Below are 24,414 nucleotides of genomic sequence, written 5' to 3' on the forward strand. Positions count from 1 at the left end.
GCCGGAGGGGCCGCGCCGTCGTGCAGGTGGCGGCGATGTCCCTCAGACCTCGACCGACAGGCCCTCCAGTCCGCGGATCACGAAGTTCGGTTTGCGGACCGGCTCCTCGGTGAGCCGGAGAGCGGGGGCCCTGGTCAGGAGCGCGCTCATCGACGCCGCCAGTTCGAGCCGGGCCAGCGGAGCGCCGATGCAGTAGTGGATACCCGCGCTGAAGGAGATGTGCGGGTTCTCCGCCCGGGACAGGTCCAGCGTCTCGGGGTCCGCGAACACCTCGGCGTCACGGTTCGCGGACCCGAAGAGCATCGCGATCTCCGCACCCCGGGGGACCGTCGTACCGTCGATCTCGATGTCGTCCAGCACCCAGCGCTCGAACAGCTGGAGCGGGGTGTCGTAGCGCATCAGCTCCTCCACCGCCGTGGGGATCAGGGTGTGGTCCGCCCGCAGCTCCGCCAGCTGCCCGGGATGCCGGAACAGGGTCCACCAGCCGGTCACCGTCGAGTTGACCGTCGCCTCGTGCCCCGCGTTCAGCAGCAGCACGCAGGTGGAGATCATCTCCTGCTCGGTGAGCCGGTCGCCCTCGTCGTGCGCCGCGATGAGCCCCGAGATCAGATCGTCCGCCGGCTCCTTGCGACGGGCCTCGATCAGCCCTCGCAGGTACTCGGTGAACTCCACCGACGCCCGCACCGCCTTCCGCGCCACCTCCTCGGACGGATTCAGCTCGTACATCCCGCAGATGTCCGCCGACCAGGGCCGCAACGGCGCCCGTTCGGACTCCGGGACACCCAGCATCTCCGCGATCACCGACACCGGCAGCGGCTCCGCCACATCGGTCAGCAGATCCCCGCCACCCGCCTCCACCAGCCGGTCGACCAGCTCACCCGCCAGCCCCTCCACATACGGCTTCAGCCGCTCCACCGTCCGCGGCGTGAAGGCCTTCGACACCAACCGCCGGATCCGCGTGTGGTCCGGAGGCTCCAGATCGAGCATCCCGTGATCATTGAGCACATGGAACGGCTCGTGCTCCGGCGGCGGCGCGGTCCGCCCGAAGTCCTCGTGCGTGAATCGGTGCTGATACGTCCGGCCCAGCCGGCGGTCCCGCAGCAGTGCCGACACATCCGCGTGGTGCGCCACCAGCCACTGGTTCGTCGGCTCGTAGTAGTGCACCCGGCCCCGCGCACGCAGTTCCTCGTACGCCGGGTACGGGTCCGCCACGAACGCCGGATCCCACGGGTCGAAGGCCCGCGAACTCTCCAAAGCTGCCATGAACGGACGCTAGCCCGGCCCACCCCCCGCTGAACAGGGCCGTCCTGAACAGCGTGCCGCCGCCTCTCCCTCCCCATCACGCCGGTACGGCCGACTCCCACCAGCCCCTCCGCGCAACCCGCCGTGCCACGGTCACCTGAGTGCGACCCGCCATGTCACGGTCACCTGGGTGTGACCAGGCGCGCCTCGTACGCGAACACCGCCGCCTGTGTCCGGTCCCGCAGGCCCAGCTTCACCAGGATGCGGCTCACGTGGGTCTTGATCGTCGACTCCGCGACGACGAGCCGCGCTGCGATCTCCGCGTTCGACAGCCCCTGCGCGATCAGCACCAGCACCTCCGTCTCCCGATCCGTCAGATCCCCGTACGCCGCGTGCGCCATCGCCGACAGCCGGGGCACGTCCGCGAGCTTGGAGAACTCCGTGATCAGCCGCCTGGTGACCGAGGGGGCGAGCAGCGCCTCCCCGGCCGACACCACCCGCACCCCGTCGGCGAGCTGGCGGGCCGAGGCATCCTTGAGCAGGAAGCCGGACGCTCCTGCCCGCAGCGCCTGATACACGTACTCATCGAGATCGAACGTCGTCAGCACCAGCACCTTCGCGGCGCCGTCCGCGGCGACGATCTCCCGGGTCGCGTCGATCCCGTTCATCTCCGGCATGCGGATGTCCATCAGCACTACGTCCGGCTGCAGTTCACGGACCCGGTCGACCGCCTCCCGGCCGTTGACCGCCTCGCCGACCACCTCGATGTCCGGCATCGCGCCGAGCAGCACGGAGAAGCCCTCGCGGACCATCATCTGGTCGTCGGCGATCAGCACGCGGATCGCGCGGCTCGTGCCGCCCGTCATCCGGTCTCCTCCCCCGACGGCACCGGCAGGAACACCGCCACCTCATACCCTCCGTCGTCCATGACGCCCGTCGTCATCTCACCGTCCAGCATCGTGACCCGCTCGCGCATACCCGTGATGCCGTGCCCCGCGCCGTGCGTGGACTTCTTCAGGATCGTCACCGGCGCGGGGCCGTTGACTATGCGCAGGCCGAGCCCGCCGAGGACATAACCGATCTCGACGCGGGCCGACGCGCCCGGCGCGTGCCGCAGGGTGTTGCTCAGAGCCTCCTGGACTATCCGGTACGCCGACAGCTCGACGCCCTGCGGAAGTTCACGCACCGCACCGGTGACCGCCTTCTCCACGGTCAGACCCGCGTCCCGCACATTGGCGAGGAGCGCGTCGAGATCGGCGAGAGTGGGCTGCGGTGCGTCCGGGGCCTCGTAGTCCTCGGCCCTGACCACACCCAGCACACGGCGCAGTTCGGTCAGCGCCGCCACCGCGTTCTCCCGGATCGTCACGAAGGCCTGCTCCAGCTCCGGGGGCGGATTCTCCACCCGGTAGGGCGCCGCCTCCGCCTGGATGGCGACCACCGACATGTGGTGCGCGACCACATCGTGCAGCTCGCGGGCGATCGTCGTGCGCTCTTCGAGCAGCGTGCGCTTGGAACGCTCCTGTGCCGTCTCCGACTGGTGGGCCGTGACCTCCTGCTCGGCCTCCCTGCGTATGTTCAGGACGGTGACGACCAGGAGGGCCAGCGCGGAGAGGAAGAGCAGCGGGGAGGTGTTGATGCTGTAGTAGCCACCACCGAACAGGGTCTCGGCGAGCAGACTGTACGCCGCGGTCAGCAGCCACATCCACGCCGCGACGCGGGGGCGTGAGCGCAGCGCCACGACCGTGAGCACCGTGACATGCGCTATGAAACTGCCGGGCGCCCACGGCCAGTCGCTCCAGGCGCTGCCGAACACGGCGACGACCGGGGCCGCCGACATCGAGAACCAGAAGGCGCCGACCGGGCGGACCAGGGTCGCCAGGACCGGGAGCAGGGCCAGGAGCCCGCACAGGAGGGGGGCGAGCGTGCCGCCGCCGGCGCTGTAGCCCGCGGCCATGGCCACCAGGCCGGCGGCCGCCACCGTCCCGTGCGGGATCCAGGCCGCCTTTGCGCGCAGGGCTCCGGGGAGGCGGCGGGTGAGAGGGCCGTCCGTGCGCATCGGGGGGAGCGGACGGTAGGCGAAGGCGTCGTGGAACATGTCCTGCCGCAGGCCGCGCACGGCGTCCGCGGCGAGGCGGTACTCCGGGCTGCGGGGCTTGGCCCCGGCACCTCCGGGGGGCTGGGGTGTCGTCTGCGTCTGGGTCGTCTCGGTCACGTTCAAAACGGTAGGCCCGGGTGGGGGGTGTGGTCGTCACCTGCGAGGAGGGTCCTTGAGGGTCCGTCTCAGGTACTACGGGTAGGGCCGGGGTATGGACTCGGCGACGACCTGGACGCCCAGCGCTCGTTGCGGGTCTGGGCCGGGTGCGTTGCGGGTCAAGGGCCGGGTGATTTGCGGGACGGGTGCGGTGCGGGATGGAGCCATGCCAGTGCATCCCGGTCCGGCGCCGCTGGATCAGACGTCGGTTCAAGAGGGAGCCGCTGTTCGATCCGGACGTAGGCGACGGGCATCTGCCATTTCAGGGTGCGGGCGTGCGGGTCAGTAGCCCGTGGGGCGGATCAGGCCTGATTCGTAGGCGAAGACCGCTGCTTGGGTGCGGTCGCGCAGGCCCAGTTTGACGAGGATGCGGCCGACGTGGGTTTTCACGGTCTGCTCGGCCACCACCAGGCGTTGGGCGATCTCGGCGTTGGAGAGGCCCTGGGCGATGTGGGCCAGGACCTCGGTTTCGCGTTCGGTGAGGTCGCCGATGCGTTGCTTGAGCGGGGCGCGCGGGGTGGAACCGAGGCGGGAGAACTCGGCGATGAGGCGGCGGGTGATGCCGGGAGCGAGGAGGGCGTCGCCGGCCGCGACCACGCGGACCGCCTCCGCGAGTTGATCGGCCGAGGCGTCCTTGAGGAGGAAGCTGGAGGCGCCGGCGCGGAGAGCTTCGTAGACGTACTCGTCGAGGTCGAAGGTGGTGAGCACCAGAACCTTGATGTGCGGGGTGTCGGTGGTGATGCGGCGGGTCGCCTCGATGCCGCCGAGTTCGGGCATGCGGATGTCCATCAGGACGACGTCCGGGGCGAGTTCGGCGACCTTCAGGATCGCGTCGAGTCCGTCGACCGCCTGACCGACCACCTCGATGCCCGGGTGGGTGTTGAGCAGCACGGTGAATCCCTGCCGGACCATCTGCTGGTCGTCGGCGATCAGTACGCGGATGGTGCCGCTCACGGTCGTCATGGCGTCTCTTCTCCTGGGATGCCTGTGAAGGTGTCGTCTGGGAAGCCGGTCAAGGTGTCGTCGGTCAGGGCGGCGCCGTCGGTGGGCGCGGTGCCGTTGCCGGGGAGGAAGGCCGCCACCGCGAACCCGCCGCACGACGTCTCCGAGGTCACGAGGGTGCCACCCAGCATCGCGACGCGCTCCCGCATGCCGAGCAGTCCGTGTCCCGCGCCCGGGGACGGCGGAGCGGGGCGCTCGGGCCTCGAGTTGACGACTCTCACCTGGAGGCCCCGCGGGAAGTGCCAGAGTTCCACCTTCACAGCGGAACCCGGCGCATGGCGCAGGGCGTTGCTCAGCGCCTCCTGGATGATCCGGTACGCCGACAGCTCGACGCCCGGTGCCAGGGGAAGCTGTTCCCCGGCGATCTCCGTGGTCACGTCCAGTCCCGCGGCGCGGGTGTTCTCGACCAGGGCGTCGAGACGGCCCAGCGTGGGCTGCGGGGAGTCCGGCGCCACGCCCGCACCCGCACCGAGGCCGTACGGGTCCTCCGGGTTCTCCGAACGCAGCACTCCGAGCACCCGGCGCAGCTCGGTCAGGGCCTCCAGGGCGTTCTGCCGGATGCCTTCCAGGTTCTCCTTCAATTCCTCGGTCGGGTTCTCGACCAGGTGCGGGGCGACCTGTGCCTGAATGGAAATCACCGACATGTGGTGCGCAACCACGTCATGGAGCTCGCGCGCGATACGGCTGCGCTCCTCCAGGACTGTGCGGCGGGCACGCTCCTCCTCGGTCAGGGACGCCTGCTCGACCAGTTGGGTGCGGGCCTCGCGGCGACCGCGCAGCGCCGTGCCGAGAAGGACGACGGCGGCGAAGACGACGACCGCGAGCGCTCCCGTCGGGTAGTACGAGGGTCCCGGGTGATACGACGGTCCAGGGAGCATGCCCGTCGGAGGGTACGACGGTTCGCCGGCCATGCCCTGCAGCACATAAGTGGCCAGACAGGTCAGGGACAGCGCGCCGACGGCGACACGCGTGGGCAGCCGCAGGGCGAGCAGGAAGAGCACGAAGGCCTGCGCCGTCATCGTGGACGTGCTCCATGGCCAGTCCGGTCCCGGGCCCGGTCCCGGGCTGGCCGCCACTATGTCCGAGCGGGCAGCGGCGGCGGCGACCACAGTGGCGCCGAGCGACAGCCACCAGGCCGGCACGGGACGCCACAGCGCGAACACGATCGCCACGCCCGTCGCGAGGCCGCTCACCGTGCCCAGCGGGAATCCCAGTCGATAGCCGTCGCTCAGCTCGTCCATGGCCGCCAGCCCGAGACCGAGGGCGATCAGGCACACCACGACATGCGGCAGCCGACGCAGCCAACGGGGCCGGGACAACGGCGGCAGCGGCGCGGCCGCCGGCACCGCGAGCTCGGCCAGGATCCCGCGCAGGAACGGGAAAGGGGCCTGGGCCAGTGCCTGTACGCGGGTACCTCTGGGGGAACGCGGGCCACGGCTGGTGGGCAAGGAGGTGGTGTCACCCCGGAAGGGTGCGGTAGTGGGGTCACCGCTGATGGGTGCGCTGATGGGTGCGGCTGCGGTGGCGGCGGCGGAGGTCTCGGACACGGTGGCGGCGGCGGCGGAAGTCTCGGACACGGTGGCGGCGGCGGAGGTCTCGGGCACGCCGGTATGGGCAGGGGTCGCGGGCGGGTGTGAGGGGGCGTCAGGGAGCTTGGCGGGCTCGCTGTTCGGGGGCCGGTGCTCCTCGCTGGTCACGCCGTCAACCCTAGGCACGAGGCGCCGCCTCGGGTGTGGCCGGGCCGGAACCGCGGTGGACCCGGTGGACGCGGACGACTCGGGACGGGCGGCCGGTGGGACGACGGGGTCCCCGTTCGTGCGAGTTGAAGGCGCACCAGCACAGGGCGAGGGCGCAGACGAAGACGGGCAGCCAGGCGACCCTCGCGGCCACCCAGGCCAGGGAGTCGGGGCTGGTGTGCAGGCCAGGAAGCCGGCCCGCGAGAAGGCCGAGCGCGGTCACCGCCATCAGGGACGTCTGGTGCCAGAGGAATATCGTCATCGCGGAGAGGTTGGCGAAGGCCGTGCCCGCCCAGACCGCGGGGCGCCGCATCCCCCGGCGCAGCGGCTCGCGCAGCAGCAGGGCGAGTCCGCACTGGGCCAGGCCGAAGGTGACCGCGGCCAGCGTCGGCGGGTTGAGGTTGGAGACGGCGGCCCCCGGTATTCCGACCATGGACGCCGGGTAACCGGCCCACGTCACCAGCACCGCCGTCGCCACCGCGCCACCGCCGAACAGCACCCAGCCGGCGCGCCGGCGCTCCAGCTCGCCGCGTGTCCAGGCGGCGCCCAGGGCGTACGGCACCAGCCAGCCCGCCGCGAGGTTCACCCAGCCGAGCCACGCCGGGCCGCCGAAGCCGAAACGAATGACGTCCACGTGGAGGACGACGGCCAGCGGCCACAGCGGGTTGAGACGGGTCAGCAGTGGTGTCGCCGCGGTCAGTCCGGCGAAGACCACCAGGAACCAGAGCGGGGACAGCGCCAGCTTCACCAGCGTGCGCACGGTGCCGAAGTCCGCGCCGGACGCGAGCAGACAGGCCGTCGCCACCGCCCAGAGCGCCAGTACCGCCGCCACCGGCCTCAGGAGGCGGCCCATCCGGGCGCGGAGCCACTGACCGTACGTCGTGCCGCGCGCCTGTGCCGACACGTAGCTCTTCGTCGCCACATGGCCGCCCACCAGGAAGAACACGGCGAGCGTCTGGAAGACCCAGGAGATCGGGGTCAGCCAGGGCATGTGCTGCAACGGACTCGCCGTGTGCAGCGCGCCGCCGTCCGCGACCAGCGCGGTCACCAGCCAGTGGCCCAGGACGACGCCCAGGGTGGCGAGGGCGCGCAGGGCGTCGACGGCGCGGTCCCGCTCGACGGGGGTGGCGCGGTCGATGCGGTGGATCGCGGTCCGTACGCCGGTCAGCGCGGTCGTGCCGGTCAGGTCACGCACGGGTCACCTCCGAGGTGTCGCCGAGGACGATGCGGGCGAGGTTGGCCAGGGACACCGAGCCCGGTGCGAAGTAGTCGCTGTGGCCGCCGGCGCCCGCCCGGAAGACCTGGGCGCCGAAGGACGGGGACACCGGGTCGGGGCCGAAGCCGACGGTCGTACCGAAGAGGCCGACGCTCGCGTGCGGGACGTGCGCGATCCAGTCGGCGGAGCCGCGGGCGGCCCAGACGCGGGCCGAGGTGCGCATCGCGGCGGCGGAGGGCGCTCCGGTGCCCGGGCTGCCGATGACGACGATGTCGCTCACGTCCAGGCCCGGGGCCGCGCGGCCGCAGACCACCGTGCCGTACGAGTGGCACAGCAGGGACAGGTGCGCCGACCGGCCGACGACGCCGCGCAGTTGGCTCAGGAACGCCCGCAGGAGGTGGGCCGCCTGCTCCGCTCGGTCCGTCGTCAGGACCGTTGTGCTCACGGTGCCCGGCGTCTCGTAGCCGAGCCAGGCGAGGACGGCCCCGCGCGGGCCGAGTCGGTCCCGCAGGGCGACGGCGCCGGCGCGGAATCGGCCGTACGTCTCCAGCGTGGTGTCCGAACCCGGGACCAGGACGGCCACGCGGTCGGCGTGTGCGAGGTCGCCGAAGACCTCGACGGCCCGGCCGGGTCCCCTGCCGTCGAAGGAGAGGAAACGGCGGGAGGGGGCGGCCATGGCGCGGTCGGCGGCGGCCCTGGTGCGGTCGCCGTGGTCCGCGGCCATCCGGGCCGCCTCCGCGGCGTCGGCCCGGTTCGCCTCGTACGCCTTCTCCAGGGTCGACGCCGTCAGCGGTGCGAGGACCGCGGGTGCCGGCGCGGGGATCTCCGGGCGGGCGGCTGCGGACAGGGGGACGACGACCGCGGCCGTGACGAGCGCGGCGAGCAGCGTCCGGCGCAGCCGACGGGCGACCCCGCCTCCAGCACGGAGGCGCGGGGCTTCGGCGCGAGGGCGCGGAGCCTCGACACCAAGACACGGACCCTCGGCACGAGGACACGGAGCCTCGACACCAAGACACGGACCCTCGGCACGAGGACACGGAGCCTCGACACCAAGACACGGACCCTCGGCACGAGGGCGCGGACCCTCGGCACGAAGGCGCGGACCCTCGGCACGGAGGCACGGGACTTCGGTTGCCGCGGGTGGCGCGCTCGGGCTGTCCCGTGGCGGGGCCGCGGGGACGTCCGCTCTCCCTCTGGCGATCGGCTTCGCACGGAAATCCATGGTGTCCGTCCCTCCCCGTCCGCCCGTTCATCGGGCGTCGCTGGAAGGGAAATTACGGATCGTCACCTGTCGTCCGCGTCCCGCTGCGGACCCCATCCGAGAGGTAGCTCTCAGGTACTACGGGTATGACCGGGGTTCGGGAGAGGAGATCAAGAGGGGCCGAGAGGAGGCCAACTCACCAGATTTTCAAGGGACTTGGATGCTCCCGAATATCGAGTGAGCTGACCGGCTACCAGGCCAGTTGGGCGATCTCCTCCGCCACCACGGCACAGGCGTCGGCGGCCGGGTCGATCAGGGGGAAGTGGCCTACGTCATCCAGAAGGGTCAGGCCGACCACCTCGCCGGCCTTGGCGGCCGCGTCCGCGTACGACTCGGCGACCGCCTGCGGTACGACGATGTCGGTACGGCCCTGGACGAGCGTGGTGGCGATGCCGGTGGGGAGCAGCCGCACCGGGTCGGCGTACGGCAGGCGTTCCGCGAACGTGGCTTCCCCGCCCAGGAATTGGCGGGACGCTCCACCGCAGACAGCGAGCTTCTCCGCGACCTGGAAGTCCGCGATCGGGGCGAGGGCGACGACTCCGCGCAGTGACGCGGGACGGTCGGTGTGCCAGGGCGCGTCGGCGGGCAGGAGATGCCGGGCCGCGGCCCACAGGGCCAGGTGACCGCCCGCCGAGTGGCCGGTGATCACGATGCGCCGGGGGTCGGCCTGCGGAAGTGCCTCGCGTACGAGCGCGGGCAGCGCGTCGAGCGCGGCCGCCACGTCGTCGAAGGTGTCCGGCCACCGGCCGGCGACCGGAGTGCTGGTGGCGGTGCCGGTGGCGGTGCCGCTGCCTCCCCGGGCTCCGCCATCGCCTCGGTCGCCGGATCCGTCGGCCCCGGAAGAAGCCACGCCGTCCGGTCCGGAGACGGCGGGGCCGCCCTGTGCGGGGATCGCGAGCGCGCCCGGAGCCGGTGACGTCGCCTCGCCGCGGCGGTACTCGACGTTCGCCACGGCGAATCCGCGGCGGGTCAGGAAGTCGGCGAACGGGGTGATGTGGCGGCGGTCGTACGGGGCACGCCAGGCGCCACCGTGCAGTACGACCACCAGAGGGGTGGGGATCTCCGGGTCCGGCTCACGCGGGGCGTAGAAGTCGATCACCTGGTCGGGGTGGTCGCCGTACGCCATGGTGACGTCGGGGTCCACGGCCGGGTGCGAGAAGGCGGACGCCTCTTCGGCGGCGTCGCGCGCGACGGCCTCGCGCTCGGCGGCACCGTCCCGAGGTGCACCGTCCCGAGGTGCACCGTCCCGAGGTGCACCGTCCCGAGGTGCACCGTCGTGCCGCGCACCGTCGCGTTGTGCGTCCGCGCGGTGCTGCGCCGCGGCGTCGTCGCCGTCCCGGGATGCGGCGTCGTCCTGCATGCTCCGACCTCTCAGCGGTGAAACGGATTTGGCGGACGACACCCGACGGTACCGGGCGCCGCCAGACACCCGACGGTACCGGGCGGGGCCAGAGGGATTTCGCCCTCCGCCCCTGCCCTCCCCCAAAGTCTCGACTTCGCTCGACCGGGGGGACCCCCGTCGTCCCTGAGGCTCCGCCCCGGACCCGCTCCTCAAGCGCCGGAGGGGCTGAATCGGCCGGATCGGCCCCCGGTCAGTTCAAGGTCTCCGCCAGGACCCGTGCCGCCCTCTCCGTGTCCGCGAAGCCCACGTACAGGGGGGTGAAGCCGAAGCGGAGGATGTCCGGGTGACGGAAGTCGCCTACGACGCCGTTGTCGATCAGGCGCTTCATCACGGCGCCCGCGTCCGCGCAGCGCAGGGCCACCTGGCTGCCCCGTTCCGCGTGGGCGGAGGGAGTCACGGACTCGACGCGCCCCTCGGGGACGTACGCGGAGACGCATTCCAGGAAGAAGTCCGTCAGGGCGAGCGACTTGGCGCGGACGCTCTCGATCGACACGCCCTCCCACACCTCCAGCGCCGCTTCCAGCGCCAGCATGGACAGGATGTCCGGCGTGCCGACCCGCCCGCGCAGCGCGCCCGGCGCGGGTGCGTACGACGGGCTCATGCCGAAGGGGTCCGCGTGCGAGTTCCAGCCCGGGAGCGGGGAGTCGAAGCGGTCCTGGAGGTCGGCGCGGACGTAGAGGTACGCGGGCGAACCCGGGCCGCCGTTCAGATACTTGTAGGTGCAGCCGACCGCCAGGTCCACCCCGTGCTCGTCAAGACCGACCGGCAGGGCGCCCGCGGAATGGCACAGGTCCCACACCGATACGGCACCCGCCGCACGGATCGCGGAGGTCAGGGACGGGAGGTCGAAGCGCCGGCCCGTGCGGTAGTCGACGTGGTTGAGCAGCACCGCCGCCGTGCGGGAGCCGAGCGCCGAGGGCACCTCGTCCGGATCGACCGGGCGCAGCTCGCAGCCCGTCATACGGGCCGCCGACGCCGCGATGTACCCGTCCGTCGGGAACGTCGTCGCGTCGACGAGGATCTCGTCGCGCCCCTCGCCCGCCAGCCGTACCGCGCCCACCAGCGCCTTGAAGACGTTCACGCTGGTCGAGTCGCCGACCACGATCTGTCCGGCCGCCGCGCCGACCAGCGGGGCGATCAGGTCGCCGATCCGCTCGGGCGCGGTCCACCACCCGCTCTCCTCCCAGGAGCGGATGCGGAGTTCGCCCCACTGCCTGCGGACGACGTCCTCGACCCGGCCGGGGACTCCGGCCGACAGCGCGCCGAGCGAGTTCCCGTCCAGGTACACCACGTCGTCGAGTACGAACTGCTCGCGCAGTCCGGCGAGTTCGTCCGCCGCGTCCAGTTCCGCCGCCCGCGCGCCCAGCGCGGACTCAGGGGCTCGCTCAGACACTCGCTCAGACATAGGACCTCGCCGTCCACAGCTCGGGGAACACGTTCTTCTGCGCGCGCTTCTCCAGCCAGGCCACGCCGGCGGAGCCGCCCGTGCCGGTCTTCGAGCCCATCGCCCGCCGGGTGGCGACGAGATGGTCGTTGCGCCAGCGCCACACCAGCTCGGCGACATCCGTCAGCGCCTCGCCGAGACGCGCGAGCTCGTCGGTGTCGTCACCGGCGTACAGGGCCGTCCACGCGGCCTCGACCTCGGGCACGGGCTCGTAGCGCCGCGACACGTCACGCTCCAGCACGGCGGCCGGGATCGCGTGCCCGCGGCGCGCGAGCAGCCGCAGCACCTCGTCGTACAGGCTCGGCTCGTGCAGCGCCTTCTCCAGCTCGGCGTACACCCGCGACGCGCCCCGGTGCGGGACGAGCATGGAAGCGGACTTCTCGCCGAGCAGGAACTCCATGCGCCGGTACATCGCCGACTGGAAGCCGGAACCCTCGCCGAGGGCCGAGCGGTAGGAGTTGAACTGCGCGGGGGTGAGCTGTCCGAGCGGACGCCAGGACGCGTTGAGCGCCTCCAGCTGCCGTACGGACCGCTTCAGCGCGGCCACCGCGACGGGGACGTCGTCGGCGCGCAGCGCCTTGGCCGCCGTCTCCCACTCGTGGACGATGACCGTGAACCACAGCTCCATGACCTGGGTCGTCACCAGGAAGACCATCTCTCCGGGGTCGTCGGAGAGGGTGTGCTGGAGGTGGGTGAGCACGTCCGCCTGTACGTAGTCCTCGTACGGCGTCGTGCCCTGGAAGTCGAGATGCGGAGTCTCGGGCTCCTGAGCCTGCGTGGGCTGAGCCTGGTGGGACATCGCTGTCTCCTGCGTTGTGCTCCGGGTAGCGGTCCGCCCCTGCCGTTACCGACACGGGGGCCCCGGTCCCCACCGGGCATCCTCCACAATCGTCCCCCGAAACCGCAAGGTCCGCCTGGTCACACCAGGCGGACCCGCATCAGAGCCCCCGCAGGGGCGGCCCCTACTCGCCCAGCGTCTGGGCCGCCGTCGGCGAGGAGTCCTTCAGGAACTGGCTGCAGCGCTCGTACTCCTCTTGCTCGCCGATCACCTGCGCGGCGCGGGCGAGGGCGTGCAGGGCGCGCAGGAAGCCGCGGTTCGGCTCGTGCTCCCAGGGCACCGGTCCGTGGCCCTTCCAGCCGCTGCGGCGCAGGGCGTCCAGGCCGCGGTGGTAGCCGGTACGGGCGTAGGCGTACGACTCGACGACACTGCCCCGCTCGAACGCGTCGTCGGCGAGCTGCGCCCAGGCGAGCGAGGAGGTGGGGTACTTGGCGGCGACATCGGCGGGGGCCGCGCCGTTCGCGAGGAGCTCGCGCGGCTCCGGGTCGTCGGGGAGATGGGTCGGGGGCGGTCCCCCGAGGAGGTTCTCGTGAATCGTCATGGGTTCCAGTCTGCTGCATTGTCCGTGATCGCTGACGGTTGCCCACGGCGCTCAGGGAACGTTCCGTTCCGCGGCCACACTCGATCAGTACCTGTCGAACGTGTTCACGCCGGCGGGGGATCGATCATGTGTACGCCGACTGCTGCCCGGGTCCGCCGGGTCGGCGCCCTGGGCGCCCTCGCCGCCACCACGCCGCTCGCGACGACCGCCCGCGGACCGGAGGACGACACCGCCGTCGGCGCCTCTGGAACCTCCTCCCCGCCGACCTCTGCACTTCGCCTGCCGGATCGACACCGCCAGCACGATCACGAAGCCGGACCAGCGTCGGAAGGCCTGGCACCGGGGGAGCCGGGGGCGCCCGGGGCGCCGAGGACGCCACGGGACCGCTCCGGTTCCAGCGGGGGTGCAGTCAGCGAGCCGTGCCTGTGGCACTCGGGGCGGAGGCAGCCGGGCGGCGGGCGGCGTACGGTCGTGAAGGCCAGCACCGCGCCGACCACCAACACACCGGCGCACAGCGGCATCGCCCGGCGGAAGGCGGCGTCGAAGGCGTCCGCCGAGCGGTACGCCTCCTCTCCCATCCCGGTGAGCAGCGGCAGCGCGGCCACGGCGAGGAGCCCGGCCACCCGGGCCGCCGCGTTGTTGATCCCGCTGGCCAGGCCCGCCCGCCCGACGTCCACGGAGGCCAGGACGGTGGCGGTCAGCGGCGCGACCAGGGTCACCATGCCGAGGCCCATCACCAGCAGCGCGGGCAGTACGTCGGCCACGTACGACGCGTTCTCGCCGACCCGCAGCATCAGCAGCATGCCCGCCGCGCACAGCAGCGGTCCGACGGTCAGCGGGATGCGCGGGCCGATGCGCTGGGAGATCTCGCCGGAGCGGGCGGAGAAGAGCAGCATCAAGACCGTGGTCGGCAGCAGGGCCGTACCGGCCTGGAGCGCCGAGTAGCCCGCCACGACCTGGAGCTGGAGCGCGGTCAGGAAGAAGAAGCCGCCGAAGGCCGCGTAGACGCACAGGGTCACCAGGTTGACGGCCGTGAACTGGCGCGAGGCGAAGATGTCCAGCGGCATCATCGGATCGGGCCGCCGCTTCTCGACGTACACGAAGGCCACCCCCGCCGCCACGCCTCCGCCCGCCGCCACCCACACGAGCGGGGAACCGCTCGTGGCCTCGATCAGGGCGTACGTCACCAGGGCGAGGGAGAGCGCGCCGAGGACGGCGCCGAGGACGTCGAAGCCGCGGTGGGGCGTGTCTCCCCCGCTCTCGGCTCCGGTCGCGCGGGAGGTGCCGCCGGCCGACTCCGGAACGTGCAGCAGGGCGATCGGGGCGCACACCAGCGCCACGGGGATGTTCAGCAGGAAGACCCAGCGCCAGCCGGGCCCGTCCACCAGCCAGCCGCCCAGGAACGGTCCGACGGCCGCCCCGACACCCCCGAACCCCGACCACAGGCCGATGGCACGGGCCCGGTCGTCCGGGTGGAAGGAGGCCTGGATGATCGCCAGCGAGCCGGGGGTGAGCAGCGCACCGCCGACGCCCTGCAGGACACGGGCGGCGATGAGCACATCCACGTTCGGCGCGAGCCCGCACAGCAGCGAGGCGGCGGCGAACCACACCACGCCGATGACGAAGACCTTCCGGCGACCGAAACGGTCCCCGAGCGAGCCGCCCAGCAGGATCAGTCCGGCAAGCGACAGCATGTAGCCGTTCACGGTCCACTGGAGGGCGGCGAGGCTCGCGTCCAGGTCACGGCCGATGGTCGGCAGAGCCACATTGACGACCGTCGAGTCCAGCAGGGCCATGCTGGAGCCGAGGACGGTGGTCAGCAGGATCCACTTCCCCGTCGGGGAGGCGATCCGTACCGCGGGTCTGCCGTCCGACACGTCCGATGCGTCCCTCGCAGGCACAGCCATACCTCGGAGCATACGGAAGGGCCCGGCACCATGGCGGGTGCCGGACCCTTCCGGAGGTACGGGTACCGGAGGACCACCCGAGGACCTCCGAAGGACTACCAGAGGCCTACCGGCGGACCACCGGGCGACTACTTGAGGCGGGTGCCCGTGGAGCGCAGGGCGGCGCAGGCCTCGGTCACACGCTGGGCCATGCCGGCCTCGGCGAGCTTGCCCCAGGTGCGCGGGTCGTACTTCGACTTGGTGCCGACCTCGCCGTCGACCTTCAGCACACCGTCGTAGTTGCGGAACATGTGGTCCACGACCGGACGGGTGAATGCGTACTGGGTGTCGGTGTCGAGGTTCATCTTCACGACGCCGTTCTCCAGCGCCGTCGCGATCTCCTCGGCGGTGGAGCCGGAGCCGCCGTGGAAGACGAAGTCGAACGGGCTCGCCTTGCCGTACTTGGCGGCGACACCCTCCTGGAGGTCCTTGAGGAGCTCGGGGCGCAGGACGACGTTGCCCGGCTTGTACACACCGTGCACGTTGCCGAACGACGCGGCGAGCAGGTAGCGGCCCTTGTCGCCCAGGCCGAGGGCCTCGGCGGTGCGCAGGGCGTCGTCGACGGTCGTGTACAGCTCGTCGTTGATCTCGTGGCTGACGCCGTCCTCCTCGCCACCGGTCGGAGTGATCTCGACCTCGAGGATGATCTTCGCGGCGACGGCCTTGGCGAGCAGCTCCTGGCCGATGGCCAGGTTGTCGGCGAGGGTCTCGGCGGAACCGTCCCACATGTGGGACTGGAACAGCGGGTTCTCACCGCGGGCGACGCGCTCGGCGGAGATGTCGAGCAGCGGACGTACGTAGCCGTCCAGCTTGTCCTTGGGACAGTGGTCCGTGTGCAGCGCGACCGTGATGTCGTACTTCGCGGCGACGATGTGCGCGAACTCGGCGAGCGCGACGGCGCCCGTCACCATGTCCTTCTTGTGCTGACCGCCCAGGAACTCCGCACCACCGGTGGAGATCTGGATGATGCCGTCGCTCTCGGCCTCCGCGAAGCCGCGCAGCGCAGCGTGCAGGGTCTGGGACGAGGTCACGTTGATGGCCGGGTAGGCGAACTTGCCTGCCTTCGCCCGGTCGAGCATCTCGTTGTAGACCTCGGGGGTTGCGATGGGCATCTGTCCGCTCCTTGTATGTGCGGGTCTGCGTACTGCTGCTGCCGTACGACGGGACTGGTGCTTATGGCCCTGACCTAGGGGGGCGACGTCATCGTCGGCCCCATCTTTCCAGACATCGCCGGATGCTCCAGACCCCCATCCGACATGCGGGACCCGGCCGTCGGCGGGGCCCCGCGGGAGCTTCGTCAGTCGAGCCCCAACTCGCCCTTGGAGTAGGCGAAGAGGTACGGAACACCGGCGCCGGCCTCGATCTTCTCGGCGGCACCGGTCGCGCGGTCGACGATCGTGGCGACGCCGACGACCTCGGCTCCGGCCTCCCGGACGGCCTGGACGGCCTCCAGCGGGGAGCCGCCCGTCGTCGAGGTGTCCTCGACCACGAGAACGCGCCGGCCCTTGATCTCGGGACCCTCGACCCGGCGCTGCAGGCCGTGCGCCTTGGCGGCCTTGCGCACGACGAAGGCGTCGAGCCTGCGCCCGCTCGCGGCGGCGGCGTGCAGCATGGCCCCGGCGACCGGGTCGGCGCCCATGGTCAGCCCGCCGACCGCGTCGAAGTCCAGGTCGGCGGTGAGGTCGAGGAGGACCTGTCCGACGAGCGGGGCGGCCTCGCCGTCCAGCGTGATCCGGCGCAGGTCCACGTAATAGTCGGCCTCAAGACCCGAGGAGAGGGTCACCTTGCCGTGCACCACGGCCTTGTCCTTGATCTGCTGCAGCAGCGCGCCGCGTACGTCACTCATGGACGCCAGCTTAGAGCCGCCGCCAGCTCCAGGTCGTGGTGGCTTCGAGGGGCTCGATGGGTGTGACCAGGCGGGGGTAGGTGTTGAGCCCGTTCGGCGGACCGGTCTGCGGCTCCACGCACACGGCCGCCTCCTGCTCGTCGTACACGACGACCCACTGCTCACGGCTGCCGACCTTCAGCTCCAGCCGCCCCGGCCAGGTGAGCGTGACGTCGACGCCGTCCGGCATGCCGAAACAGTCGTCCCAGGGGCCGGGCTTCGGGTCGACGCGGCGGCCGGTGGGCAGATGGTCGTCGCCCCGCTCCTCCTGCCAGCCGGGCCGGAAGTCGACGAGGACGTCCTCGCCGCCGTCCCCGAGGTTCCTGTTGAACCAGGGGTGCCAGCCGATCTGGGCCGGGAACGAGTCCCCGTACGTCTCCACGGCCATGGTGATCGTCAGGGCGTCCTCGGTGAGGGAGAAGGCCTGGGTGACGCGGGCGGGATGCGGCCAGGGGTCCACCAGGGCGTACGTGATCACGGCCTCGTCCGTGGTGACGCGGGCCGTGGTCCAGACGCCGTCGCGGGCGGTGCCATGGATGGCGTGCGGCGGGGAGTTGAGCGGCATCTGGCGGACGGCGGCGCCGTCGAGGAACCGGCCGTCGCGGATCCGCCCGCACCACGGGACCATCGGGAAGCACCCGAACTTCGCGCCCTGCCGCAGCAGTTCGACGCCGCCGACCCGCAGACTCCCCACCCGTCCGCCGTTCCCCGGCGCCACGGTCACCTCCGCGTCACCCGCGGTCAGCGTGATGTCTTCGTTACTCACGGGGTCGACCCTACTGGGGCGGGAGGGCCCTGTGGTTTCCCGCCCTCACCGCTCCCTCAACGGCGCTTGCGCAGCGCCCGGGTCACGACGATCGCCGAGGCCAGCGCCAGGGCCGCGGCCGGGGCCGCCCAGCGGAGGGTGTCGCGGGCGGCGGTGGCCTCCGGGGGCGGGACGGGGGCGTAGCGGCCCCTCGGAGGAGCGTGGTCCACTTCCTCCGCGCTGCGCCCGATCATCGTCCGCCGCGCATGCGCCGCCTCGGCCATGGGGTCCGCACGCCCCGGCTCCCCGGCCTCCGCCCCGAAGTCCTCGCGGTCGAACTCGTCGTCCTCGGCCAGCGGTTCGGGCGAAGAGGGCGGCACGTCCGCCTCATAGAGAGAGGACGCGTCGGCTCCGGCACCGGAATCAGCACCGGCGCCGACTTCGGGTTCGGCTTCGGCTTCGGGTCCCGTTCCGTCTTCGGCCTCGGCCTCGGCCTCGGTTCCCGTTCCGGATTCGCTCCCGGTCCCGGTCCCAGTCGCGGTTTCGCTCCCGGTCCCGCTCCCGGTCCCGCTCCCGGTCGCGGTTTCGGCTCCGACCCCCGACTCAGCTCCAGTTGCATGCTCGGGTTCGGCCTCGGACGCCGCTTCGGGTTCCGCCTCGGGTTGGGTCTCGGCTCCGTGTCCGGACTCGGCTCCGGACACGGAGTCGGCCCTTGTCGTGAGGTCCGCTGTCAGGGTTTCTCCGAAGCGGGTCAGCAGGCGCTGTCCCGCCGAGGACACCGCGTCGTGCGGGAGTTCGGCCACGCGGCCGTCGCCGGAGGCCGTACCGCCGAACGCGAGGGTGGTACCGCCGTCGGCGGGGCGGAGCCGCAGGGTCAGCGCCAGTTTCACGGCGCCTCCGCCGCGTACCTCCGTGGCGTCGCCCTCGACGGCGTACGAGCCGTCGTCCTGGGCGGTGACACGGAACGCGCCGCGATAAGTGATTGTGTGACCGGCGACGCGGACCTTCAGGCGCCCGGCGACGCGCGCGGCCCCCGCGTCCCGCTCGCGCCGAGCCTGGGAGGACATCTCCGCGGCGCCCTGTCCCGTCCCGGAGACGGGCGGCTCGGTCCCGGAGACGGGCGGCGAGCCCGCGTCCGCCGCGCTCTCGAAGACGGCCGACGCGTCCTGCTGGAGACCCGGGATCGCTCGGGCGACCCGGACGGGATCGGCCAGCGCCTCCCTCAGCCGCCCGGCCGGAAACGGAACGAACACCTCATGCTCCATGTCAGCCGAGCCTACCCAGCACCACCCGGACCGCACCCGCGTATCCCGGGATTCCCGCGCCCGGGCCTCAATCGGTGTACCGCGGATGCACCAGCGTGGAGGGCGGCAGGGGGCGGAGGAAGCGGCTTCGGGAGGCGGCGCGTGCGTCCGCCGTCAGGGCCGCCTGGGTGAGGGTGCGCAGCCGCGGGCAGGAGGAGTCCAACCGCAGGGGTGCGGGTGTAAGGGAAGCCAGGATGAAACCCCAGTCGCCCGCCGAGCCCACAGCGCCCGCAGCACCCGCGGAGCCGCCGGCGATGCGGTCGCGACCTGCCGCGAAGCCGGAGTCCCGGCCGCCGACACGGTAGGGCCTCGTGAACAGCCCGGCGGCGCGGATCGTCGCGTCGACGGTCCAGAAGGCCCGGTGCCGGTCGGCCAGCGGGCCCGCGTGGACCACAAGGCGCCCGCCGGGGGCGAGCACGCGGCGCGCGAGGCCGTAGAACTCCTGCGAGTACAGCTTGGTGCTCGCGGTCATGCCCGGATCGGGCAGGTCCGAGATGACGACGTCGTACGTCGACCGGGCGCCGCGCAGCCGGGCGTCGCGCAGCCGGCTGAAGGCGTCCGCCGTCACCTCGTGCACCCGCGGGTCGTCGTACACATGGTGGTTGAGGGCGGAGAGCGCGGCGTCCTGGCGTGCCAGCCGGACGACGTCCGCATCGGGTTCGACGATGTCGATAAGGCGCACCCCGGAGTGGCGCAGCACCTCGCGGGCGGCGAGTCCGTCACCGCCGCCGAGGATGAGCACGCGGGCGTGCGGACCGTTCATCGCGGGGTGGACGAGCGCCTCGTGGTAGCGGTGCTCGTCGCGGCCGCTGAACCGCAGACGGCCGTCGAGGAAGAGGTGGAGCGGACGGCCGCGGGTGCCGCCGGTGAGGACGGCCTCCTGGACACCGGTGCGGAGCGCGACACGCACGTCCGCCCCGTACAGCGCGTGCCGTGCGGCCCGTTCGAAGTCGCCGACCAGTACCGCGGCCGAGGCGAGGAGGCCGAGGACGACGAGGTTGGCGACGACCAGGGTCCAGCGCGCGCGTCGGGTCAAGTCCCTTCGGAACAGGCCGAGTACGAGGGCTCCGCCGGCGACCGCATTCACCCCTCCGGTCAGCAGCGCGCCCGTCAGTTGGCCGAGCAGGGGCAGCAGCAGGAACGGGAAGGCGAGGCCTCCGACGAGGGCGCCCACGTAGTCCGCCGCGAACAGGTCCGCGACCGCGCCGCCGGGGTCCTGGCGGCGGATGCGTTGTATCAGCTCCATGAGGAGGGGGACCTCGGCGCCGATGAGCAGGCCGATGGTGAGCGAGAAGGCCACCAGCAGACAGCGGGGCCCGTCGGCCCACAGGCCGCCCCATGCGCCGGTCCAGGCGAACACCGCGTACAGGGCCATCGCGCTGGATCCGCCGACCAGGGCGAGCGCCGCCTCGACGGCGCCGAAACCGGCCGCGGCGCACGGCCGCAGCCGCTTAGCGGCGAGGGAGCCGACGCCCATGGCGAAGACCATGACGGAGAGCACGACGGATGTCTGGGTGACCGAGTCGCCGATCAAGTACGAGGCGAGGGCGACGAGTTCGAGTTCGTACACGAGTCCGCACGCCGCACAGACGAACACTCCCGCCAGGACGAGGAACCGGCCGATGCCCGGACGGACGGGCAGCCGCGCCTGGCCCTGGACGCCCCAGGGCCGCGGCACGCCGGGGGGAGCTGGCGCGTGCGGTTCGATCACGTCGTGAACGCTACGTCACGCCACCACTACGTCTCGTCACCCACACGTGTGGAAACTATTGCTCTTCCTGGTGCACAGAGTTGACCTGGGCATCTTCCCGGCACACAGCGCGCGAACCCCGCGTCCGCAACTACCGCGCCCCGCCGCACGTACGCCTCCCTCACGACGTCGGACACGGGACACGAGAAGGGGGAAGGGAGAAGGGGGAGGGAGAAGGGGGACGTGAAGGACTTCAGACGCCGGACGGGCTGAAGGCGTCCGTCCGTACGCCGACCCGCGTACGCGTCGCGACCAACTGGCCGTCCTGCGGGTACGCGTGCCACGTACGCCAATGGACCTGGCCCTCGTGGCGCTGGGCGAGCATCGCGGTGAACGCGTGCGGGCTGCCGGGGAAGACGCCGGCGAGACCCTGGGGGTGGTCGGAGACCAGGGCCAGCAACTCCTGGGCGCGGCCGGCGAAGGAGCCGGGGGACAGGATCTCGACGCGGGCCGCGAACTCGTACTCCCAGTCGTCGAACCGCTTCGCGACGCCGAGCGGCAGGGGTGTGCTGCTGCCGGCGATGCACGCGACGGTCTCCGAACAGCTGCCCCGCTCCTCCTCCAGGAGTACCTGGTGGGATGCGCCGAGCAGCCTCAACTGGAGTTTCGCCCCGGCAAGTTCGAGGTCGAGGGTGGCGAGGGCCGGCAGCGGTTCGCGGCCCAGGGTCCAGGCGAGATCGGCCGCGCGCGTGTCGGTGTACGAGGTTTTCAGGGTCGTGAGCATGGATCGGCTCCGCTAGCACGCAAAGGTGAGGTGGGGTTCCGGCGCACCCGGTCAACACCGGGGGAACGGCCCGGTCAGCCCGGCCGGAAGGGCATCCGAAGGACGCGTCCGATAGGACCATCCGATGGACTTCCGAGGCCTGTCGGCCCAGGGCTGCTTGGTGATTTACCAGGGCTGCTTTGGTGGTTTAGAGGGAATCATGAACTGTGGTGCCGCCACAGCGTTTTTACCCAACTTCGTGGGGTTTCCATCCCCCCGAGGGCTCCACAGCTCAACTGTTCAACAATGGCGTGCGCCCGGCGCACGGACGTGCCCGTCGGCAGTCGTCGGCCGACGGGCACGTCCGTGCGCCGGATGCGTTTCCGCAGGGAGCTCAGCTGCCCCGTGTCAGCTGCCTCCGCCGCATCCGCCCCCGCCGCAGGAGGACCCGCCTCCGCAGGACGAGCCTCCGCACGACGAGTGACCCCCGCAGGAGTGACCCCCATGCCCCCCGTGGTGCCCGCCCGACGAGTCGCCGGACGAACCGCACGAGGAGGCGCCGCCCGCCCCGCCGACCCACCAGCTTCCGGCACCGCCACCGCTGTTCCTGGAGCGGCGCCATCCCTTCCTGGCCCCGACGACGGCCCTCATGACGACAACGAGCACAACGACCGCCAGGATGATGCCGATGACCATGGCGTCACCCTCCTTCCGTTCCCCCGGAAGCAGCCCCCCGTGGGCCGTGCTTCTCGATTCCGGTCCTGCGTGACTGGGGGATGCCCTCACGCTCCGCGGCCCAAAGCAGAGTTGAGGAACTCCTGAGCATCGAAAAACGAGGAGCGTCCGTCCGTGGACGTCGGTTGAGGAACTCCCGGGCTTCGGAGCAGGATGACCGGCATGACCTCCAGCGCGCGCCCCTTTCTGAACCGCCGGCTCGCCGAGTTCGGGACGACGATCTTCGCCGAGATGTCCGCCCTCGCGATGAGCACCGGCTCGATCAACCTCGGACAGGGCTTCCCGGACACGGACGGCCCCGAGGAGATCCGGGAGGCGGCCGTCCGCGCGCTGCGGGACGGGCGCGGCAACCAGTACCCGCCGGGTCCGGGCGTCCCCGAGCTGCGCACCGCGATCGCCGCGCATCAAAAACGCCACTACGGACTGTCGTACGACCCCGACATCGAGGTCCTGGTGACGGCGGGCGCCACCGAGGCCATCGCCGCCGCCCTGCTCGCGCTCCTGGAGCCCGGCGACGAGGTGATCGCCCTGGAGCCGTACTACGACTCGTACGCGGCCTCCATCGCCATGGCGGGCGGGACACGCGTGCCCGTGACGCTGCGCCCCGAAGAGGGCACCCACGACGGGGTCGCCCACCGGCGCTTCCGGCTCGACCTCGACGAACTGCGCGACGCGGTCACCGAGCGGACCCGGCTGCTGCTGATCAACACCCCGCACAATCCGACCGGTACCGTCCTCACCCGCGCGGAGCTGACGGCGATCGCGCGGATCGCCGTCGAGCGGGATCTGCTCGTGGTGACGGACGAGGTCTACGAACACCTCGTCTTCGACGACGCCGAGCACGTACCACTGGCCGGCCTGCCGGGGATGCGCGAGCGGACGGTCACCATCGGCAGCGCGGGCAAGACGTTCTCGTTCACCGGCTGGAAGGTGGGCTGGGTGACGGGTACCGCACAACTCGTCACCGCCGTCCGCTCCGCGAAGCAGTTCCTGACCTATGTCGCCTCCGGCCCCTTCCAGTACGCCGTCGCCGAGGCCCTGCGGCTGCCCGACGCCTACTTCACAGCCTTCCGTGAGGACATGCTGGCCAAGCGGAACCTGCTGAGCGCGGGCCTCGCCGACGCGGGATTCGGGGTCTTCCGGCCGGCCGGCACGTACTTCGTCACCACCGACATCCGCCCACTCGGCGAGAGCGACGGCGTCGCCTTCTGCCGCTCCCTCCCGGAGCGCGCGGGCGTCGTCGCCATCCCCAACGCGGTCTTCTACGACCACAAAGAGGCGGGCGCCCCCTACGTCCGGTTCGCGTTCTGCAAACGCACCGAGGTGCTGATGGACGCGGCAGAACGGCTCCGCAAGGCATTCGCGCACTGACCCCCGCTCCATGGGGCCGGTCGTCCTTGGCACGGCCATCCTCCGGCTCCGGTCGGCCCGCCAGCTGCACCGCAAGAGCCCATCACGACCCGCGCTCCGGTTCGCTTTGCCTTCTGCACGGCGAGGCGCCGGAGGCTATTCGGTGTCCTTCGGGTGTCGCGGGGAGGCGTACACAAGGATCACAGTCGAGGTGTCCGGGCTGACCAGGTAGCGAACCCTGCCGCCGCTGGTGATTTCGTACTCCCACTGCTCCAGCTCAGAGCCCTTCCATTCCCTGGTGGCGTGTCTGCCCCGGAGCTGGTGCTGGCGGTTCCAGTTGGCCCGCGATAGCGGGTCTGCGCGAAGGGCTTCCAGGCAACGATGCGCGTTCGGCAACGCCACCCGGCACAGCTCCTCCCAACCGGTCGCGGCCTCCGTCGTCCCGTGGATGACGTTCCAGCCGCTCAGCGGAGGGACGCTGACCCGATCGCCTTTCTTCGGGCTCATTCGTGCACCTCGACCGGGCCGAGGTCGACGCCACCAAGCGGACGGAGCGCTTCCCTGAGCTGGTCAGGGTCGGCGTTGATGCGGGCGGTTGCCCGCCACGAGACGATCGCCCGGTGCACAGCCTCCCTGGCGCCCAGCTCAGCGGCGTCGGACAGCGCCTCCAGAAGCTCGACAGTGAATTCCCGGACTTCCTCAGCGTCCAGGTGGCGCACCCACGGGAACACCTCGGGCAGCGCGAGCAAAAGCGACTTGGCACCGTCATCCTGCTTCAACAGTGCAAGGAACAGCCGGGACGCCGTGGTCAGGTTTTCCTCGGCGCGCTCTGCGTATATGGCCGTGGTCAACACCATGTCGGGCGCGTCTCGGTGCGTGACACGCAGGCATCCCAGGGCGGCGGCCCTGGCAGCGACAGCCTTCGGGTTCCGCGACAGATCGGTGAACGAGACAGACTCCGATTCGAATGCCAAGGGCGCGATGCTCATACTCAGACTGTACTCTGATTGCGCTCTGATTTCTATCGCGCGAGGTGGGTAGCAGCTGAAAGCCCTACTTCTGC

The 24,414-nt window shown here is 71.6% G+C and carries 21 protein-coding genes; 1 reads left to right on the forward strand and 20 read right to left on the reverse strand.

What is annotated here, in order from left to right:
* Positions 1–42: 42 nt before the first annotated feature.
* The 18 genes from ACFYR3_RS03835 to ACFYR3_RS03920 all read right to left on the reverse strand — a co-directional run bounded on the left by ACFYR3_RS03835 (position 43) and on the right by ACFYR3_RS03920 (position 21,287).
* The gene (locus ACFYR3_RS03835; protein ID WP_389281351.1) at positions 43–1,263 is read right to left on the reverse strand and encodes a cytochrome P450; all 1,221 of its coding nucleotides are present in this window, start codon (positions 1,261–1,263) and stop codon (positions 43–45) included.
* 161 nt (positions 1,264–1,424) lie between these two features.
* A complete protein-coding gene (locus ACFYR3_RS03840) occupies positions 1,425–2,108 on the reverse strand; it encodes a response regulator transcription factor (protein ID WP_355856046.1) in 684 nt (227 codons plus the stop codon).
* On the reverse strand, positions 2,105–3,454 hold the full coding sequence (locus tag ACFYR3_RS03845; RefSeq protein ID WP_355856043.1) for a histidine kinase: 1,350 nt from the start codon (positions 3,452–3,454) through the stop codon (positions 2,105–2,107). The genes ACFYR3_RS03840 and ACFYR3_RS03845 overlap by 4 nt, the downstream gene beginning before the upstream one ends.
* Positions 3,455–3,775: 321 nt before the next feature.
* Complete coding sequence (locus ACFYR3_RS03850) at positions 3,776–4,456, reverse strand: response regulator (RefSeq protein ID WP_389281354.1); 681 nt, start codon at positions 4,454–4,456, stop codon at positions 3,776–3,778.
* Complete coding sequence (locus tag ACFYR3_RS03855; protein ID WP_355856111.1) at positions 4,453–5,841, reverse strand: sensor histidine kinase; 1,389 nt, start codon at positions 5,839–5,841, stop codon at positions 4,453–4,455. Before ACFYR3_RS03855 ends, ACFYR3_RS03850 begins: the two co-directional genes overlap by 4 nt.
* Positions 5,842–6,202: 361 nt before the next feature.
* Complete coding sequence (locus ACFYR3_RS03860; RefSeq protein WP_389281356.1) at positions 6,203–7,426, reverse strand: acyltransferase; 1,224 nt, start codon at positions 7,424–7,426, stop codon at positions 6,203–6,205.
* Positions 7,419–8,345 (reverse strand): alpha/beta hydrolase, encoded by a 927-nt coding sequence (locus ACFYR3_RS03865; protein WP_355856105.1) that lies wholly within the window; start codon positions 8,343–8,345, stop codon positions 7,419–7,421. The genes ACFYR3_RS03860 and ACFYR3_RS03865 overlap by 8 nt, the downstream gene beginning before the upstream one ends.
* Before the next feature lie 553 nt (positions 8,346–8,898).
* Entirely contained in the window at positions 8,899–10,068 is a 1,170-nt protein-coding gene (locus tag ACFYR3_RS03870; protein ID WP_389281358.1) for an alpha/beta hydrolase family protein, read from the reverse strand.
* A 232-nt stretch (positions 10,069–10,300) separates the two neighbouring features.
* Positions 10,301–11,515 carry a kynureninase gene (gene kynU / locus ACFYR3_RS03875; RefSeq protein WP_355856034.1) on the reverse strand — a complete coding sequence of 405 codons (1,215 nt, stop codon included), beginning with the start codon at positions 11,513–11,515 and terminating at the stop codon, positions 10,301–10,303.
* Positions 11,508–12,353 carry a tryptophan 2,3-dioxygenase family protein gene (locus ACFYR3_RS03880; protein ID WP_355856031.1) on the reverse strand — a complete coding sequence of 282 codons (846 nt, stop codon included), beginning with the start codon at positions 12,351–12,353 and terminating at the stop codon, positions 11,508–11,510. Before ACFYR3_RS03880 ends, kynU begins: the two co-directional genes overlap by 8 nt.
* A gap of 163 nt (positions 12,354–12,516) precedes the next feature.
* Positions 12,517–12,933 carry a DUF3151 domain-containing protein gene (locus tag ACFYR3_RS03885; RefSeq protein ID WP_355856028.1) on the reverse strand — a complete coding sequence of 139 codons (417 nt, stop codon included), beginning with the start codon at positions 12,931–12,933 and terminating at the stop codon, positions 12,517–12,519.
* Positions 12,934–13,238: 305 nt separating this feature from the next.
* Complete coding sequence (locus ACFYR3_RS03890) at positions 13,239–14,840, reverse strand: MFS transporter (protein ID WP_389281361.1); 1,602 nt, start codon at positions 14,838–14,840, stop codon at positions 13,239–13,241.
* A gap of 128 nt (positions 14,841–14,968) precedes the next feature.
* The gene (gene fbaA / locus ACFYR3_RS03895; RefSeq protein ID WP_355856022.1) at positions 14,969–15,991 is read right to left on the reverse strand and encodes a class II fructose-bisphosphate aldolase; all 1,023 of its coding nucleotides are present in this window, start codon (positions 15,989–15,991) and stop codon (positions 14,969–14,971) included.
* Between the two features lie 185 nt (positions 15,992–16,176).
* Positions 16,177–16,725: an orotate phosphoribosyltransferase gene (gene pyrE, locus ACFYR3_RS03900; protein WP_328554371.1), complete on the reverse strand. Its 549-nt coding sequence runs from the start codon at positions 16,723–16,725 to the stop codon at positions 16,177–16,179.
* A gap of 10 nt (positions 16,726–16,735) precedes the next feature.
* Entirely contained in the window at positions 16,736–17,530 is a 795-nt protein-coding gene (locus ACFYR3_RS03905) for an aldose 1-epimerase (protein ID WP_389281363.1), read from the reverse strand.
* A 56-nt stretch (positions 17,531–17,586) separates the two neighbouring features.
* Positions 17,587–18,774, reverse strand: coding sequence for a carbon monoxide dehydrogenase (locus ACFYR3_RS03910; RefSeq protein ID WP_389281365.1), 1,188 nt, complete (start codon positions 18,772–18,774; stop codon positions 17,587–17,589).
* A 67-nt stretch (positions 18,775–18,841) separates the two neighbouring features.
* Entirely contained in the window at positions 18,842–20,524 is a 1,683-nt protein-coding gene (locus tag ACFYR3_RS03915; protein WP_355856013.1) for a polyamine aminopropyltransferase, read from the reverse strand.
* Positions 20,525–20,756: 232 nt separating this feature from the next.
* Positions 20,757–21,287 (reverse strand): DUF2617 family protein, encoded by a 531-nt coding sequence (locus tag ACFYR3_RS03920; protein ID WP_355856011.1) that lies wholly within the window; start codon positions 21,285–21,287, stop codon positions 20,757–20,759.
* An 867-nt stretch (positions 21,288–22,154) separates the two neighbouring features.
* Between ACFYR3_RS03920 and ACFYR3_RS03925 the strand changes: the two genes are divergently transcribed.
* Entirely contained in the window at positions 22,155–23,372 is a 1,218-nt protein-coding gene (locus ACFYR3_RS03925) for a pyridoxal phosphate-dependent aminotransferase (RefSeq protein ID WP_389281368.1), read from the forward strand.
* Positions 23,373–23,507: 135 nt separating this feature from the next.
* Here ACFYR3_RS03925 and ACFYR3_RS03930 read toward each other — a convergent pair whose 3' ends face one another.
* Entirely contained in the window at positions 23,508–23,858 is a 351-nt protein-coding gene (locus tag ACFYR3_RS03930; protein ID WP_355858933.1) for a hypothetical protein, read from the reverse strand.
* Positions 23,855–24,340 carry a prevent-host-death family protein gene (locus ACFYR3_RS03935; protein WP_355858936.1) on the reverse strand — a complete coding sequence of 162 codons (486 nt, stop codon included), beginning with the start codon at positions 24,338–24,340 and terminating at the stop codon, positions 23,855–23,857. Before ACFYR3_RS03935 ends, ACFYR3_RS03930 begins: the two co-directional genes overlap by 4 nt.
* Positions 24,341–24,414: the final 74 nt, after the last annotated feature.

Source organism: Streptomyces sp. NPDC005784 (assembly GCF_042871525.1).
Classification (GTDB): domain Bacteria; phylum Actinomycetota; class Actinomycetes; order Streptomycetales; family Streptomycetaceae; genus Streptomyces.

Excerpts from the sequence above, each read along its gene's own strand:
- ACFYR3_RS03835 (WP_389281351.1), bottom strand. The coding sequence starts at position 1,263 with ATGGCAGCTTTGGAGAGTTCGCGGGCCTTCGACCCGTGGGATCCGGCG.
- ACFYR3_RS03840 (WP_355856046.1), bottom strand. The coding sequence starts at position 2,108 with ATGACGGGCGGCACGAGCCGCGCGATCCGCGTGCTGATCGCCGACGAC.
- ACFYR3_RS03850 (WP_389281354.1), bottom strand. The coding sequence starts at position 4,456 with ATGACGACCGTGAGCGGCACCATCCGCGTACTGATCGCCGACGACCAG.
- ACFYR3_RS03870 (WP_389281358.1), bottom strand. The coding sequence starts at position 10,068 with ATGCAGGACGACGCCGCATCCCGGGACGGCGACGACGCCGCGGCGCAG.
- kynU (WP_355856034.1), bottom strand. The coding sequence starts at position 11,515 with ATGTCTGAGCGAGTGTCTGAGCGAGCCCCTGAGTCCGCGCTGGGCGCG.
- ACFYR3_RS03880 (WP_355856031.1), bottom strand. The coding sequence starts at position 12,353 with ATGTCCCACCAGGCTCAGCCCACGCAGGCTCAGGAGCCCGAGACTCCG.
- ACFYR3_RS03885 (WP_355856028.1), bottom strand. The coding sequence starts at position 12,933 with ATGACGATTCACGAGAACCTCCTCGGGGGACCGCCCCCGACCCATCTC.
- ACFYR3_RS03890 (WP_389281361.1), bottom strand. The coding sequence starts at position 14,840 with ATGGCTGTGCCTGCGAGGGACGCATCGGACGTGTCGGACGGCAGACCC.
- fbaA (WP_355856022.1), bottom strand. The coding sequence starts at position 15,991 with ATGCCCATCGCAACCCCCGAGGTCTACAACGAGATGCTCGACCGGGCG.
- pyrE (WP_328554371.1), bottom strand. The coding sequence starts at position 16,725 with ATGAGTGACGTACGCGGCGCGCTGCTGCAGCAGATCAAGGACAAGGCC.
- ACFYR3_RS03910 (WP_389281365.1), bottom strand. The coding sequence starts at position 18,774 with ATGGAGCATGAGGTGTTCGTTCCGTTTCCGGCCGGGCGGCTGAGGGAG.
- ACFYR3_RS03920 (WP_355856011.1), bottom strand. The coding sequence starts at position 21,287 with ATGCTCACGACCCTGAAAACCTCGTACACCGACACGCGCGCGGCCGAT.
- ACFYR3_RS03925 (WP_389281368.1), top strand. The coding sequence starts at position 22,155 with ATGACCGGCATGACCTCCAGCGCGCGCCCCTTTCTGAACCGCCGGCTC.
- ACFYR3_RS03930 (WP_355858933.1), bottom strand. The coding sequence starts at position 23,858 with ATGAGCCCGAAGAAAGGCGATCGGGTCAGCGTCCCTCCGCTGAGCGGC.
- ACFYR3_RS03935 (WP_355858936.1), bottom strand. The coding sequence starts at position 24,340 with ATGAGCATCGCGCCCTTGGCATTCGAATCGGAGTCTGTCTCGTTCACC.